We start from the raw sequence: 15,030 nt of genomic DNA, 5'->3' as shown, positions 1-15,030 counted from the left end.
GCTCAATTGCCCCCGAGCCTGTCGTGACTGCGTGCTTTCTGTTTGCTGTTGGGGCAATTACATTTGCGTAAGCTTCCGCACAGTCGTCAGATTGGTAGCACACTAGAACACCGCAAAACCGGAGCCCCTGCATGAGAATCTTGGTTGCAGAAGACGAACCCAAAATTGGAATGTACCTACAGCAAGGCCTCCTGGAAGCTGGCTTCAGTGTCGACCGGGTTGTAACGGGAACAGAGGCGCTGCACCAGGCGCAAAATGAGGCCTACGATCTTCTAATTTTGGACGTAATGATGCCGGGCATTGATGGCTGGGAAGTCATCCGAAATGTCCGCGCAGGCGGAAGTTTAGTCCCTGTGCTGTTTCTGACGGCCAGGGACGGAGTTGATGACCGGGTCAAAGGCTTGGAGTTAGGTGCGGACGATTATCTAGTCAAACCCTTCGCATTTTCCGAGTTGCTTGCTCGCGTCAGAAGCTTGCTTCGCCGTGGTGCTGCCGTACCCAACCAGACATCTATTAAGATTGGGGATCTGGAGGTCGATCTTCTAAAGCGACGGGCCTCGCGCTCAGGTCGACGCATTGACCTTACTGCCAAGGAATTTTCACTGTTAGAACTGCTGATGCGCCGTCGGGGAGAAGTCTTGCCGAAATCACTGATCGCATCGCAGGTTTGGGACATGAACTTCGACAGTGATACCAACGTGATCGAAGTCGCGATTCGTCGGCTCCGGGCCAAAATCGATGACGATTTCGACACCAAGATGATTCAGACCGCGAGGGGAATGGGCTACATGCTAGATGCTCCGGATACAGAATGAAGCGTGCATCTCTTACCCTCCGTTTAAGCATGATGTTTGTCTGCGCCGTGGTCGCCGTGCTGGTAGTTGCAGGCTTTACTTTTGACGGATTCAGCCAACATCACTTCAAGGCCCTCGACCGTCAATCGATGACGGAAAAGCTCGAATCCATTCGGCAAATAATGGATGGCGAAGCTGGCTCCGCAGACCCTTCAGAAGTTGTGTTGCAGCTACAAGCTCTGCTCGGTGCTCACCAGGAACTCTCGGCTTCAATTATCACGAATGGAGGGAAAACGATCTTTGCGACTCCAAATGCAGTTGGACTTCCTCCTTTCTCCTCTGATGTGCTTGGGAAAGATATGTGGGAGTGGACAGCTGGAGGCCATATGTACCGAGGCATGAAAGCCCAAGTTCATTTGGTGAATGAAGCTGAGCCGCTGACCGCGTGGCTGAGTCTAGACGTCACAAGCCATATGCATTTCGTTGAAACTCTGCGCTGGTGGTTGGTGATCGGGCTGGCGATTAGCGCCTTGGTCAGCGCAGGTTTAGGGTGGTTGGTCGCGCTCAGCGGGCTGAAGCCGGTCGCACAAGTAACGAAAGTCGCGGCCTCGATGTCAGCCGGATCGCTGAAAGAGCGTATTCCGATGGATTCTGTGCCTCGCGAGCTTGAGCTCCTTGTCACTTCATTCAACGCTATGCTTGCTCGCCTTGAAGAGTCATTTGCTCGGTTGTCTAACTTTTCAGCCGATATCGCGCACGAGCTACGTACTCCTATCAGCAATCTGCGCACACATACCGAAGTCATCCTCACAAAGAAACGTGCACCAGAGGATTATGAAGAGAATCTTTATTCCAACCTGGAAGATCTGAACCGACTCTCCAGCATTATTGACGGCATGCTTTTCTTAGCAAAGTCGGACAACGGTCTGGTTCTACCTGCCAAAGAGAAAATCGAGTTGCGTTCGGTCGTCGAGAAATTGTTCGAGTATTACCAGCTTCTGGCAGACGACACAGGGGTAAAGCTGGAGGTAGTCGGGCACGGCGCGGTGAATGGTGATGGGACGATGCTGGATAGGATGATCTCGAATTTGCTGTCCAATGCGCTCAGGTATACCGCACTTGACTGTACGATCTCCGTGAAAATCGAGCCCCTTGGCGACATGATCAGCTTGTCAGTGGAAAACCCCGGCGAGGAGATAGCGGTAGAGCATCTGCCCCGGCTGTTTGACCGTTTTTACCGAGTCGATCCCGCACGGAGAGAGGGCGCTACGAACCATGCGGGGTTAGGGTTGGCAATCGTCAAATCACTGGTTGACGCCCATGACGGCACCGTCGGATGTGTCTCCAGAGAAGGCCATACGACCTTTGTGATCAGCCTTCCCGCGTGGCGTGCTGACCAGGAGTGAAAGTAAAGAGATCGGTTGCGTGCCTTACCCTATGACAACAGGATGTGGCGCCTGCTCTGTAAGCGACTAGAAACCTCAAATCTGCCGCTGAACCGTGTGATCGAACTCGGTAAAAGTTGAGATAAGAAAGCAAACAAGGCCGCAAAAGCGGCCCTGTTTCATCCAGCGACCTACTCGTGCGAGTGCCCGTGCTCAGCGCTTTCGGAGGTAGTGCCTTTTTCACCACCGCATGCCGTCATCAGGCCAAGGAAGCAGATCAGGAGCATCGAACGAAGTAGGGTGGTTGGGTTTTTCATGGGAAGACTCTTCAAAAAATGGATGAAATAAATGGTCTGTGTTCAGGATGTGCGCCGCGTTTTCGGCAGTGAACAGCCATCGCTGCTTCGGATTACTGTTTGACGCTCAAGTAATCACCAGTCGTTTTCAGTGAGATGGTCACGTCGTTGTTGCTGCGATTACGCCAGAACCAACCGTGGGTGCCGTCAAAAATGGCGGTGAATTCACCTTTATCACCTTTGACTTGCTTGCCCTTGTTGTAGCTGTGGAAGTAACCCTTCGCACCGTTGTAGGGCTCGCCATGAGTGTCGTAGTTCACAGGCCCACCAGCCGCAGTCCATTCATAGCTGACCGTCTTGTTCTTCAACATTTCCAGTTTGATCTCTGTCCCTTCACCAGGTTTGAGCGTGACGGTCATTTGATCTGTCTTCAAAGCAGGGTCAGGGGTCGCCACCGATTGAGCCACCGGTTTCGCAATAGGTTGAACTTGCGCAACCTGCGGAGCCGGAGTTGGAGCTGAAGCGGCTGGTTGAGGTGGCGCTGCATCCGCCAACGCCTCCTGGGCAAGGGTGATCTTCAGTTCGCCCATCTGGGTCAGACCCAGTGTCCGGCCCACGCCTGTCGGATCAATGGCGTATTCCGAGGGCATGACCACGGTCACCAAAAGGCCAGCTGCGACCAGTATTGCAATGACAGTCGAGCGCACCAGTTTGCGAGTGCTAGGCAATTCATTAGCAGTTGGAAGCGGAGTATTGAACATAGTCAGAATTCCTTACGCGGAGACAAACAGGCCAGTGATCTGGTAACCCATCAGGAGGAAGCCGGCACTCATCATGGCGACGTTGGCGGTATAGGCGTGGCGCCAGAAACTGCCGGTGCGCCGCCAATACCCCATCAGAATGAGAATCGCGCTGAGGGCCAGCAATTGGCCAATCTCAACGCCGACGTTGAAGGCGATCAGGTTCGGAATCAGGCCGTCAGGCGAGATTTCGTACTCCTGAATTTTGGTAGCCAGACCAAAACCGTGGAGCAGGCCGAAGATCAGCGTGGCCACCTTGGTGTCCGGTTGGAAGCCGAACCAGCGCTGAAATGCGCCCAGGTTGTCGAGCGCCTTGTACACCACCGAGAAGCCGATGATGGCGTCGATGATGTACGAGCTGATACTGATCTCGGTCAGTACGCCAAGCAGCAGCGTGACCGAGTGACCTACGGCGAAAAGCGTGACGTAGAGCCCCACGTCTTTCAGGCGGTAGAGGAAGAAGATCACCCCGAACAGAAACAGCAGGTGGTCGTAGCCCGTCATCATGTGCTTGGCGCCCATGTAGATGAAGGGCAACAACATGACGCCGGAGCTTTCCTGGATGAAACCCTTGTCACCTTCGGCGACGGCGTGAGCCATCGCCTCGGGCATTGCGAGGAAAAGTGCCGCGACAAATAAAAACAACAGCAGTAGCAGGCGACGCGAAGGCGCAGTAAATGCGTCAACGCCGCTCATCGAGTGCGAATGCATAGATCTATCCTACGTTGCAGGGATCAAAGGCCGCAGTACGGCCATGGTCAGGATGCGAACGAAGGACGGGGAGGACGCTCGATCAAGAAAATCGGCGGACGAGGAACGGAATAGGATGGGGCTTCGAGTCGCATGGACAGCTTCGGCTGCGCAGACAAAATCAACGCAGAACTGAGCTGTGGCGTTTCGTGCTGGTGGTCAGGGGTCAACGGGGAGTGAAAGTGATCCGAACAGCTCGCACACGAAATCTCGGCTTGTTCTTCATGGGAGTGATGAGCGTCTTGCGCAATCTCCCAGGCTGGCTGTTTCGACATCACTGACAACGTATAGGTATGCCCGGCCCAGGCCACAAACATGGCGAGAGCAAGCGCGATCACCACCGTCGTTGTCAGTGTTCTGCTGAACATAGCGTTCGGGTTTCAACTCGTTTTGTAGGGCTTTGATGCGTTTGACCCATCCTCCTAGGGGGATAGGATGCCAGCGTAATTCATTGAGGCCTGAGGCTCAAGTCATGAGTGAGCACGATCACCAGCACAGCCATCCCCATACCCACCAAAGTCACGAGGCGATCATCAAGCGCCTCAAGCGGGCGGATGGCCATTTACGCGGCATCATCACCATGATCGAAGAGGGTCGTCAGTGCGTGGACATCGCCCAGCAGTTGCATGCTGTTGAAAAAGCGGTGTGCCAAGCCAAGCGCACGCTCATTCAGGATCACATTGATCACTGTCTGGAGGACACCGTCTCGGCGTTGAACAATGGCGAGCGCGCACCACTGGAAGCCTTCAAGCAAATCACCAAGTACCTCTAGGTCTGACATGCCCAACTTCGCTGAACTGTTACAACAAGGCGGGGCTCACGCTTGGCTGTATTTCCCGAGCGCTATCCTGCTTGGCGCCTTGCATGGCCTTGAGCCAGGACATTCAAAAACTATGATGGCAGCCTTCATCGTGGCCATCCGTGGCTCGGTAAAACAGGCTGTTTTGTTGGGTTTGGCCGCGACGCTGTCGCACACCGCTGTGGTGTGGTTGGTCGCCATCGGCGGCATGTACCTGGGCAAACGCCTGGATGCTCAAACCACTGAGCCGTACTTCCAGCTTGCGTCCTCTGCACTGATCATCGTGATTGCGCTTTGGATGCTGTGGCGTACCTGGCGCGGTGAGCAGATGTTCAAGTTCGAGCAAGCTGATGACCGCCACCACGGTTCGCATGACCATGGTCATCATGATGAAACTCATCGAATCGATACCGGCCACGGGCGCATCGAACTGTCGATTTTTGAAGTAGGTATGCCACCGCATTGGCGCCTGAAGACATTGACCGGACATGCCTGGGCTGACTCAGATGTTCGCCTGATGACTACCCGTCCAGACGGCAGCACCCAATCGTTCTCTTTCGTCGAGCGCGGAGGCTTCCTGGAATCGGCAGTCGATATCCCGGAACCTCATGAGTTCAGTGCTCGCTTGAGTCTTGGGCATGCGGGCCACTCCCATGATTATGATCTGGACTACCAGGAGCATGATCACGGGCATGCGCATTCCGAACTGGAAGGTCTGGAGTTGTCGATTGACGGCTATCAGGATGCGCATGAGCGTACCCATGCCAACGATATCCGCAAACGCTTCACCAACCGTGAAGTCACCACGGGCCAGATCATCATATTCGGTTTGACGGGTGGGCTCATTCCTTGCCCAGCGGCTATCACCGTCCTGTTGCTCTGCCTTCAAGTCAAAGAAGTCGCCTTGGGTGGTGTTCTCGTCCTGTGCTTCAGTATTGGTTTGGCGCTCACGTTGGTATCTGTCGGTGCGGCGGCAGCCATCGGTGCCAAGCAGGCTTCCAACCGCTGGCCATGGCTGGGCACCGTTGCTCGACGTGCGCCCTACCTATCCAGCGTGCTGATTATCGCTGTTGGCCTCTACGTTGGCTTCCATGGCTGGATAGGCCTAAACGTATAGTGGACAAAGCGCGACAGTTGGCTGTCTCTGCCGATGTGGGAGTCAGCTTGCTGGTGGTGCTTAACGGGCTTCGATTGCTGAAGAAGTAGCGTTGGAGGTCGACATGAAAGAGGTTTTGCGTAACGCCATAACCGAGGCGTTCCATGAGGCTGGGCTTGCTATGAGGGCCCATGACTTTCAGGCTGCTTACAGCTGGATTGAGCGTGCGCACATCCTTACCCAGCGTATGCCGCTGGCTCATGCGAAATCTCATTGGCTTATGTTGAACCTTGGTTTACTTACCAAGGATTGGCGGGAGGTTGCAGGTCAGCTTCCTCGGATCATTGCCGCATTGTTGTTTTCCAGGATCTGGGTGCCTGTCGGCAACAGGGGAAGAGCGCGCGTCAGTGCTTTTTCCGCCATGCCGCTTTCTGCCGATCTAGAGGAACTGTTGCGCGAAGACTAGCGCACCCCACTGGCTCTTCTTTCCACAACCCTGAAACTCAGGTGCACGGATGTTCCCTGGTCTTCGTGGTGGGTCAAACTGGCTTCTCCACCAAAATTTTCCATGATCTGCTTCACCATGATCAGCCCTATACCGAGCTTGCCTTGCTTGGTGGTGTAGAAGGTCTTGAAAGCCATCATTTCCTGTTGTCGTGACGTTCCATCCCCAGTGTCACCAATGATGAGATGCAGCCACTGATGGGTGTCATCCACGTTCGCCTGGATGGTTAGCTTCCCGCCTCCCGGCATCGCCTCTATTGCATTGGCAATGACGCTATTGAGAATTTGAGAAAGCAAAAGTGGATTGCTGATGATCCGGGGTGTCGGCTCATTGTTGAACTCGACCTGGATTCTTGATTGAGCCAGTTGCGCGCTGTAGCCGGCCAACGTGGCCTGTACCACATTCATCGGCTCCACCAGTTCCGCCTCTCCACGAATCGGTCGCAAGCACAGCAACAGTTCATGCACCCACTGCGACATCCGATCCACTTGGCTGACAATATCGTCGATGTTCTTCTTGGCGGGTTGGCCCTCCGTTTCGTTCGCCAGTTCTGCGCTGGAGCGGATACAGGCCAAGGGGTTGCGCAGACTGTGGGCGACTGCCGTGGACATCTCGACCAAGCCCACGTAAGTCTTGTTGGCGACGAGTTGCGCCTCTTGTGAGGCCAACTGAATCGATGCCCGTCGAACGATCCAATACAGCCCGAAATAAAGCAGTAGACCGCCCAGTGCGGTAGACAGCCAGATGATCCAGTGGCCCCGGTTAAGGCGTTCGATCAAATCGGCTGGTTCCTTATAAATTTCCACCACAGCCAGGGTATTCCCCAGATCATCTAAAAGGGGGATGTAGCTCTCGATGAAGAACATTTTCGGTGCGAGCAAAAACTGCTGTTCGGGACGGCGTTCATCAGCATTGCTGTACTTAGTGGAAACCCTGTCTTTCGAGCTGAATGCCGCTTCAAGTGCTTCGTCGTTGAGAATTTTCTGTCCAATCAGTTGCGGATTGGTTGACCACATCACCGTCCTAAGTGGCGAGTAGATGCTAATCAGGAGTGAATCCGGGAGGTGTGAAAGGTGGTCGAGGAACTCGGAGCGGGCACGGTGCCGATTCAGCGCCATTTCTTCCGACAGCATTCCATATGGGGTGGCTGCCAAAACGTCACCCATCCGCATCCCGGACAACCCGTGGTGACGGATTTCACCCACAGCGATGGTCTGAATAAATTGCGCCGACAGCAGCGCGTCGCGCTCCAGGCTTTCGATGACCAGGAAGCGAGTCGATACTGAACCCAGCCCAAAAGCTATCGCGCTGATCAGGATGAAGCTGATGATCGAAAACCAGCGCAGGAGATTTGGTTGTCTGGTCGAAGCAACTGAGTCATCTGCTACCCGATGTAGGCGCCTAAACAATACTGATATTGCAGGCATGATAGCGTCCTATAGAGAATTCCTAACTACACCTTCAATTTGAATTTCTCAATGAAGCCTAGGTGACATCCAGCATTCTCTATGCCAAGTATCCGCTGCCAAGCAATGATGGGGCGCGCAGCCAGTATCTGAACTGCGCTGCGTTTGAAACAGGCAAATTAAATCCGCGACCGTTCCGACAGTTTAGATAGCCAGACACGAGCATTGGGGAAATACAGCCAACTCCGGGGACAAAATCCCCTTTTGAGGGGGCGCGCGGGGTAGGGATGTTTTATGGTTGAATCGATGGGTTAGATATCTATTTTTGACACGTAATTCTGTCTTAATTGATATCAGGTGTTATTGCCTACGTCACACCTTGATGACGGGTTGTTGATGATACATGACCAATTGTAAGAGACATTTGCAGCGACTACACTCCAGCCCATGAAACGCTATTTGCGGTTTTGCATCATCTTCATGATTAGCTTGGCGCTTCCCCTCAGCGGGATGGCGGGCGTCCAGGCGCCGACAGAACCATGCCCAATGAAGACGATGGGCATGGCGATGATGGACGACATGGGGATGGACTGCTGCAACGATATGAAAAGCCCTTCCGAGCACGGTAAACCTTGTAAGCCGGGCCAGGAATGCAAGACGAGCGGCATGCTGCAAGTCTCGATCTTAAAGCCTCCTGCAACCGTATTCAGCCCCGTCGTGTTTTCATCCTTCAGCAATTCCTTACCTGTAAAGACCTCGTCTGGGGTTTGGCGACCGCCTCGCGTTTGATTCCTGTCCCACATTGAGCCTCATTCCGAATTAGCGGGATGGACTAGCTGCGCGCATGTTTTTTTTCGCGTGCAGTGGATGATCACAGGAATCGCAAACATGACCTTTAGGTGCTATTGCACAGGTTGGCCCCTCGTGGCCGGTCTGGCGGCAAGCGTACTGGCATTGCCGAGCTTCGCTGCCGCATTGACACTCGATGAAGCGTTGCGGCTGGCCGAAAACAATGCGCCGTCGCTAAACGCGCAAGACGCTAAAATTCAGGCTGCCAGCAGTGCAGCTATCCCCGCTGGTGAATTACCCGATCCTAAGTTATTGGTGGGTGTGCAGAACTACCCCATTGGCGGCCCGGATCGCTGGAGCATCGACCAGGACTTCATGACCATGCAAATGGTCGGGGTCAGGCAGGAGATGCCCAACAGCGACAAGCGCAAAGCGCGCATCGAGGTCGCCGATGCGGCTGTTGATCGCGCTGCTGCGGAGCGTAGAGTCGAACGTCTGAAGGTACGCCAGTCCACGGCATTGGCCTGGATCAGTAGCTATGCTGTTGAGCGCAAAGATGCGCTGTTCCAAGACTTCTACAAAGAAAACCGATTATTGACCGATACCGTCCGGGCCCAGATTGCCGGGGGCCGCGCTCAACCCGCCGATGCGGTGACGCCCAAGCAAGAAGCGGCGCAATTGGCGGAGCAGCAGGACGATCTGATTCGCCAGCGCGCACAGGCCCGAGCGGCCCTCAAACGCTGGATTGGCTCCGCCGCCAACGACAAGCCTGTGGGCAGCTTGCCTGAATGGCCCGTCGACACCTCAAGTTACTCCCATAAAGTGCAACACCATCCCGAGTTGGCAGCGTTTGCGCCGATGACCCGCGAAGCGCAAGCCAAGGTTCGTGAAGCCGTGTCGGAGAAGCAGTCAGACTGGAGCTGGGAACTGGATTACCAGCGCCGTGGCCGTGAGTTCGGCGATATGGTCAGCGTGCAATTTTCCTGGGATCTGCCGCTGTTTCCTGACTCTCGCCAAAACCCCAAAATCGCAGCCAAACAGGCGGAACTCAGTCAGCTTGAGGCCGAGCGCGAAGCCCTGTCACGCGAGCATACCCAGCAACTGGAAAACGAACTGGCTGACTATGAGCGCCTGAATCGTGCGGTACGCCGTAACCAGGAAAACCTGTTGACGCTGGCTGAGGAAAAGGTCGAACTCAGCATGGCCAGTTATCGCTCGGGCAAAGGCGATTTAAACGCCGTTGTTGCCGCCCGACGTGAACTCATCGAGGCCCGCCTCAAACAGATCGACGTGGAAGAGCAGCGAGCGCTGACCAGTGCGCGGTTGTATTTTGCTTATGGGGAGTCCAGCCAATGATCCTTAAAAAAGGGAACGGGGCATTGCTGTTAGGCATCTCGCTGGCATTGGGTGTTGCCGGTGGTTACTGGTTGGCGCATCAGCGCTTGAGTGGACTACCAAATACCACACAGGAGCAGAGCCTCAATTCACCGGGCGAACGCAAAGCACTGTATTGGTACGACCCCATGTACCCGCAGCAAAAGTTCGAAAATCCGGGTAAGTCCCCCTTCATGGACATGCAACTGGTTCCTCAGTACGCCGGTGGAGCAGGGGATCGTGCGACCGCCAGTATCGATCCGAGTCTGACCCAGAATCTCGGTCTGCGTTTTGCAACAGTCACCCGTGGAATTTTTGACTCCAGCCTCGATGTGACAGGTGTCTTGGGATTCAACGAACGTGATGTCGCTGTGATTCAGGCACGCACCACGGGCTTTGTGGAGCGGGTTTATGCCCACGCTCCCGGTGATGTGCTCAAAGCCAACGCGTCGTTGGCGGATATCCTGGTGCCGGAATGGGCGGCTGCCCAGACAGAGTTTCTTGCCCTGAAGCGCAGCGGGGATGCTGACCTGTTGGCTGCGGCCCGCCAGCGACTGCGGCTCACAGGGATGCCGGCAGCACTGATTACTCAAGTAGAGCGTGGCGGTAAGGTTCAGCCCTACCTGACCCTCACCAGCCCTATTGGTGGTGTGCTGCAAGAGTTGAATGTACGTGCGGGGATGACCGTGGCGACTGGAGATACTCTGGCACGCGTCAATGGCTTGAGCAGTGTCTGGCTCGCCGTGGCCGTTCCAGAATCGGATGCCGGATCGATCACCGTGGGGCAGGCGGTCGAAGCGCGTCTGCCAGCCTTCCCTGGGACAATGCTCAGTGGCAAGGTCAGTGCGATTTTACCCGAGACCAACCCGGACAGCCGCACTCTTCGCGTGCGTGTGGAACTACCCAATCCCGACGGGCGCCTCAGACCGGGTTTGACGGCGCAGGTACGCCTGAATCGCTCGACCGGGCAAAGTGTGTTGTGGGTGCCGAGCGAGGCCGTCATCCGCACTGGCCGACGTGCCTTAGTGATGCTCGCCGAAGACGCGGGCCGCTACCGTCCAGTGGAAGTGCACCTCGGGCAGGAAAGCGATGGCAAGACGGCGATAGTGAAAGGTCTGGAAGAAGGCCAGAAGGTGGTTACGTCTGGCCAGTTCCTGCTCGACTCAGAGGCCAGTCTTAAGGGAATTGTTGCAAGCTCGGAGGAAGAGTCACTGCCCAGCGCAGCAACCTCCAGTTTTCATGAGGCGGATGGGCAGATCGTTGAGATCAACGACAAAGAAGTCACACTCGCCCATGGCCCCTTCAAGACGCTGGGCATGCCTGGCATGACGATGGCTTTCCCACTCGCCAACCCGGCCCTGATGCAGGGCCTCAAAACGGGTGACAAGGTTCGGGTCGCGGTGAGCCAGACTGACGATGGCTTGCGTGTTGAGCGTCTGGATAAATCGGGGCGCCAGCCATGATTGCTGCCCTCATTCGTTGGTCGGTGGCCAACCGATTCCTGGTACTACTGGCGACACTGTTCGTCACGGCTTGGGGCATTTGGTCGGTGCAGAGCACGCCCATCGATGCGCTGCCGGATCTCTCCGATGTGCAGGTGATCATCCGTACACCTTACGCAGGCCAGGCACCGCAGATTGTCGAAAACCAAGTGACCTATCCGTTGGCGACCACCATGCTCTCGGTGCCAGGCGCAAAGACCGTCCGTGGTTATTCCTTCTTCGGTGACAGCTTCGTCTACGTGCTGTTCGAGGACGGGACTGACCTGTACTGGGCCCGCTCACGGGTGTTGGAGTATCTAAGTCAGATACAAAGTCGGTTGCCAGCCAGCGCCAAGCCCGCGTTGGGGCCGGATGCGACGGGCGTGGGTTGGATCTATCAGTACGCACTGGTGGATCGCAGTGGCGGACACGATCTGGCACAGCTTCGTGCGCTTCAGGATTGGTTTCTAAAGTTCGAACTCAAGACCCTGCCGAACGTTGCGGAGGTGGCCACTGTGGGGGGTATGGTCAAGCAGTACCAGGTGCAGCTTGATCCGCTCAAACTGGCCAGCCTCGGTATCACTCAAGCTGAGGTAACCGAGGCCATCGGCAAGGCCAATCAGGAAACCGGTGGGGCCGTGCTGGAGATGGCTGAGACCGAGTTCATTGTGCGGGCCTCAGGCTACCTAAAAACGCTCAATGACTTTCGTGCTATCCCGTTGAAGCTTGGTGCTGGAGGTGTACCGGTGAGTCTTGGCGATGTCGCCACGATCCAGTTGGGGCCGGAAATGCGGCGTGGCATTACTGAACTTGACGGCGAAGGTGAGACCGTCGGCGGCGTGGTAATTTTGCGCAGTGGCAAGAATGCTCGCGAGACCATTGCGGCGGTCAAGACCAAACTCGACGAGCTGAAAAAAAGTTTGCCAGTCGGGGTGGAAATCGTCACCACCTATGACCGAAGCAAGCTGATCGACCGTGCCGTGGAAAACCTCAGCCACAAGCTAATCGAAGAGTTCATCGTCGTCGCGTTGGTCTGCGGGATCTTTCTCTGGCACTTGCGCTCATCGCTGGTGGCGATCATCTCCCTGCCTGTTGGTGTGTTGATTGCCTTCACCGTCATGCGTTACCAAGGGATCAACGCCAACATCATGTCGTTGGGTGGGATTGCCATCGCCATCGGCGCCATGGTCGATGCCGCCGTGGTGATGATCGAAAACGCCCATAAGAAGATCGAGGCCTGGCATGTAGCCAATCCTGGGGAGGAACTGAAGGGGGAGCGTCATTGGCATGTAATGACCGAAGCGGCGGCAGAAGTAGGCCCAGCACTGTTCTTCTGTTTGTTAATCATCACCCTGTCGTTCATTCCGGTTTTTACCCTGGAAGCACAGGAAGGGCGATTGTTCGGCCCATTAGCTTTCACCAAAACCTACGCCATGGCCGCAGCGGCGGGATTGTCAGTGACCTTAGTGCCAGTGCTGATGGGCTATTGGATTCGGGGTCGAATCCCCACTGAGCAACATAACCCGCTAAACCGTTGGCTGATCCGGATCTACCAGCCCGCTCTGGACGCGGTCTTGCGTCGACCAAGGATCACGCTGCTGGTGGCGCTATTGGTTTTTGTCAGTGCGCTATGGCCAATGTCGCGCTTGGGCGGTGAGTTTCTCCCCCCGTTGGACGAAGGCGATCTGCTCTATATGCCTTCAGCCCTGCCGGGATTGTCGGCGCAGAAAGCGGCGCAATTGCTGCAACAAACCGACCGCCTGATTAAGACTGTTCCAGAGGTCGAACACGTCTTTGGTAAAGCAGGTCGCGCCGAAACCGCTACCGATCCGGCACCGCTGGAAATGTTCGAAACCACGATTCAATTCAAACCTCATCAGCAATGGCGCCCTGGCATGACCCAGGAAAAGTTGGTGGAAGAACTGGATCGAGTGGTACGAGTTCCTGGGTTAACCAATATCTGGATACCACCGATTCGAAACCGCATCGACATGCTGGCCACTGGGATCAAGAGTCCTATCGGCGTGAAAGTTGCCGGCACCAATCTGACGGAGATCGATGCCGCTACTCAGGCGGTCGAGCGGGTGGCCAAGGATGTGCCCGGTGTCAGTTCGGCTCTGGCTGAGCGACTGACCGGTGGCCGCTATATCGACGTGGATATCGACCGCAAGGCCGCCGCCCGCTACGGACTGAATATCGCCGATGTGCAGTCAATTGTGGCCGGCGCTATCGGCGGCGAAAACGTTGGGGAGACCATTGAAGGTCTCGCACGCTTTCCGATTAACGTGCGTTACCCACGTGAGTGGCGTGACTCGGTCGGCAGCCTGGAGCGATTACCGATTTACACTCCGTTAGGCAGCCAGATCACCCTCGGCACTGTGGCGAAGGTCAAGGTCAGCGACGGGCCGCCAATGCTCAAGAGCGAGAACGCACGGCCTTCTGGCTGGGTATACATCGACGTGCGGGGGCGAGACATTGCCTCGGTGGTCGCCGATCTACGCCAGGTCGTCAATGAGCAGGTCAAGTTGCAGCCCGGCATGAGCCTGAGTTACTCAGGACAGTTCGAGTTTCTAGAAAGAGCCAACGCACGCCTCAAACTGGTGGTGCCTGCCACGCTGTTGATCATCTTTGTGCTGCTCTACCTGACGTTTGCCCGCTTCGATGAGGCGTTGCTGATCATGGCCACTCTGCCATTCGCACTGACTGGCGGAGCATGGTTTCTCTATCTGCTGGGATACAACCTGTCGGTCGCCACCGGAGTCGGCTTTATCGCCTTGGCCGGGGTGTCTGCCGAGTTCGGCGTAATCATGCTGCTCTACCTGAAGAACGCCTGGGCCGAGCGTGAAGACCTCGGCGACAACACTGAGCGTGGGCTGGTTGCGGCCATTCGCGAAGGCGCTGTGCAGCGCGTTCGACCCAAGGCCATGACCGTTGCCGTGATCATTGCCGGCCTTTTACCCATTTTGTTAGGCAGCGGTACTGGTAGCGAAGTGATGAGCCGCATCGCCGCGCCTATGGTCGGCGGCATGATCACGGCACCCTTGCTTTCCCTGTTTGTCATTCCGGCAGCCTATCGCCTGATGCGTCGCCGGCACCTCATAGTTGAACCCATCAACCCTCAAGGAAAAGTCGTATGAAACTGACCATGATTGCAGTTGCAAGCACCGTATTTGCGCTTTCGCTTTCTGTCCACGCGGAGGACATGCCGGGCATGAAAATGGACGGTATGGAGGGCATGCAGATGAAGCAGGAGACGAAGTAAGCTCAAGCAAGCAAGCCGGGGGCACGATCAAATCTATCGATAACGGGAAGCTAACGGTGACCATCGCCCATGGCGCTGTGCCGGCCTTGAAATGGCCTCCAATGACCATGGGATTTAAAGCAACAAATGAACAATTGACCGGACTACATGTTGGGGGTCGAGTTAAGTTTGAGTTTCGCGCTGAGGGCGACGCCGCCAGCATCGTATCTATCGAAACTCTGAATTAAACATGCGAGTGGCTGCCTGGCTCGATACTCACACTGTGTTTTCAGGCAACCATCCCGAGCTTTGTT

The 15,030-nt window shown here is 55.7% G+C and carries 12 protein-coding genes and 1 pseudogene; 10 read left to right on the top strand and 3 right to left on the bottom strand.

Annotation, left to right across the window (positions count from 1 at the left end; all coding sequences use genetic code 11):
• The first annotated feature begins 131 nt into the window (after positions 1-131).
• Complete coding sequence (locus tag HP062_RS16725; RefSeq protein ID WP_172791734.1) at positions 132-815, top strand: heavy metal response regulator transcription factor; 684 nt, start codon at positions 132-134, stop codon at positions 813-815.
• Entirely contained in the window at positions 812-2,200 is a 1,389-nt protein-coding gene (locus tag HP062_RS16720) for a heavy metal sensor histidine kinase (RefSeq protein ID WP_172791733.1), read from the top strand. The genes HP062_RS16725 and HP062_RS16720 overlap by 4 nt, the downstream gene beginning before the upstream one ends.
• A 388-nt stretch (positions 2,201-2,588) precedes the next feature.
• On the opposite strand, the gene HP062_RS16715 is transcribed toward HP062_RS16720, so the two are convergent.
• A complete protein-coding gene (locus HP062_RS16715) occupies positions 2,589-3,236 on the bottom strand; it encodes a transmembrane anchor protein (protein ID WP_172791732.1) in 648 nt (215 codons plus the stop codon).
• Between the two features lie 12 nt (positions 3,237-3,248).
• Positions 3,249-3,986, bottom strand: coding sequence for a HupE/UreJ family protein (locus tag HP062_RS16710; RefSeq protein ID WP_172791731.1), 738 nt, complete (start codon positions 3,984-3,986; stop codon positions 3,249-3,251).
• A 511-nt stretch (positions 3,987-4,497) separates the two neighbouring features.
• Here HP062_RS16710 and HP062_RS16705 point away from each other — a divergent pair.
• The 3 genes from HP062_RS16705 to HP062_RS16695 all read left to right on the top strand — a co-directional run bounded on the left by HP062_RS16705 (position 4,498) and on the right by HP062_RS16695 (position 6,386).
• Positions 4,498-4,797 carry a metal-sensing transcriptional repressor gene (locus HP062_RS16705; protein ID WP_172791730.1) on the top strand — a complete coding sequence of 100 codons (300 nt, stop codon included), beginning with the start codon at positions 4,498-4,500 and terminating at the stop codon, positions 4,795-4,797.
• Positions 4,798-4,804: 7 nt separating this feature from the next.
• Positions 4,805-5,941, top strand: a complete 1,137-nt coding sequence (locus HP062_RS16700; protein ID WP_172791729.1) for a nickel/cobalt efflux protein RcnA — start codon at positions 4,805-4,807, stop codon at positions 5,939-5,941.
• Positions 5,942-6,044: 103 nt separating this feature from the next.
• Positions 6,045-6,386 carry a DUF3703 domain-containing protein gene (locus HP062_RS16695; protein ID WP_172791728.1) on the top strand — a complete coding sequence of 114 codons (342 nt, stop codon included), beginning with the start codon at positions 6,045-6,047 and terminating at the stop codon, positions 6,384-6,386.
• Here HP062_RS16695 and HP062_RS16690 read toward each other — a convergent pair.
• Positions 6,383-7,852, bottom strand: a complete 1,470-nt coding sequence (locus HP062_RS16690; protein WP_172791727.1) for a HAMP domain-containing sensor histidine kinase — start codon at positions 7,850-7,852, stop codon at positions 6,383-6,385. The two genes, HP062_RS16695 and HP062_RS16690, sit on opposite strands and share 4 nt — an antisense overlap.
• Positions 7,853-8,278: 426 nt before the next feature.
• On the opposite strand from HP062_RS16690, the gene HP062_RS31120 reads away from it, so the two are divergent.
• The 5 genes and pseudogenes from HP062_RS31120 (at position 8,279) to HP062_RS16665 (ending at position 14,964) form a co-directional block, all read left to right on the top strand.
• Positions 8,279-8,620 (top strand): hypothetical protein, encoded by a 342-nt coding sequence (locus HP062_RS31120; protein ID WP_256665827.1) that lies wholly within the window; start codon positions 8,279-8,281, stop codon positions 8,618-8,620.
• Between the two features lie 99 nt (positions 8,621-8,719).
• Entirely contained in the window at positions 8,720-9,976 is a 1,257-nt protein-coding gene (locus HP062_RS16680) for a TolC family protein (RefSeq protein ID WP_172791725.1), read from the top strand.
• The gene (locus HP062_RS16675) at positions 9,973-11,457 is read left to right on the top strand and encodes an efflux RND transporter periplasmic adaptor subunit (RefSeq protein WP_172791724.1); all 1,485 of its coding nucleotides are present in this window, start codon (positions 9,973-9,975) and stop codon (positions 11,455-11,457) included. Before HP062_RS16680 ends, HP062_RS16675 begins: the two co-directional genes overlap by 4 nt.
• Complete coding sequence (locus HP062_RS16670; RefSeq protein ID WP_172791723.1) at positions 11,454-14,612, top strand: efflux RND transporter permease subunit; 3,159 nt, start codon at positions 11,454-11,456, stop codon at positions 14,610-14,612. The genes HP062_RS16675 and HP062_RS16670 overlap by 4 nt, the downstream gene beginning before the upstream one ends.
• Positions 14,609-14,964, top strand: a pseudogene (locus tag HP062_RS16665) (copper-binding protein). Before HP062_RS16670 ends, HP062_RS16665 begins: the two are co-directional and overlap by 4 nt.
• Positions 14,965-15,030: the final 66 nt, after the last annotated feature.

Origin of the sequence: Pseudomonas sp. B14-6 (assembly GCF_013260315.1) — a bacterium.
GTDB lineage: Bacteria > Pseudomonadota > Gammaproteobacteria > Pseudomonadales > Pseudomonadaceae > Aquipseudomonas > Aquipseudomonas mandelii.
This window is presented reverse-complemented; position numbering and strand designations above follow the sequence as displayed.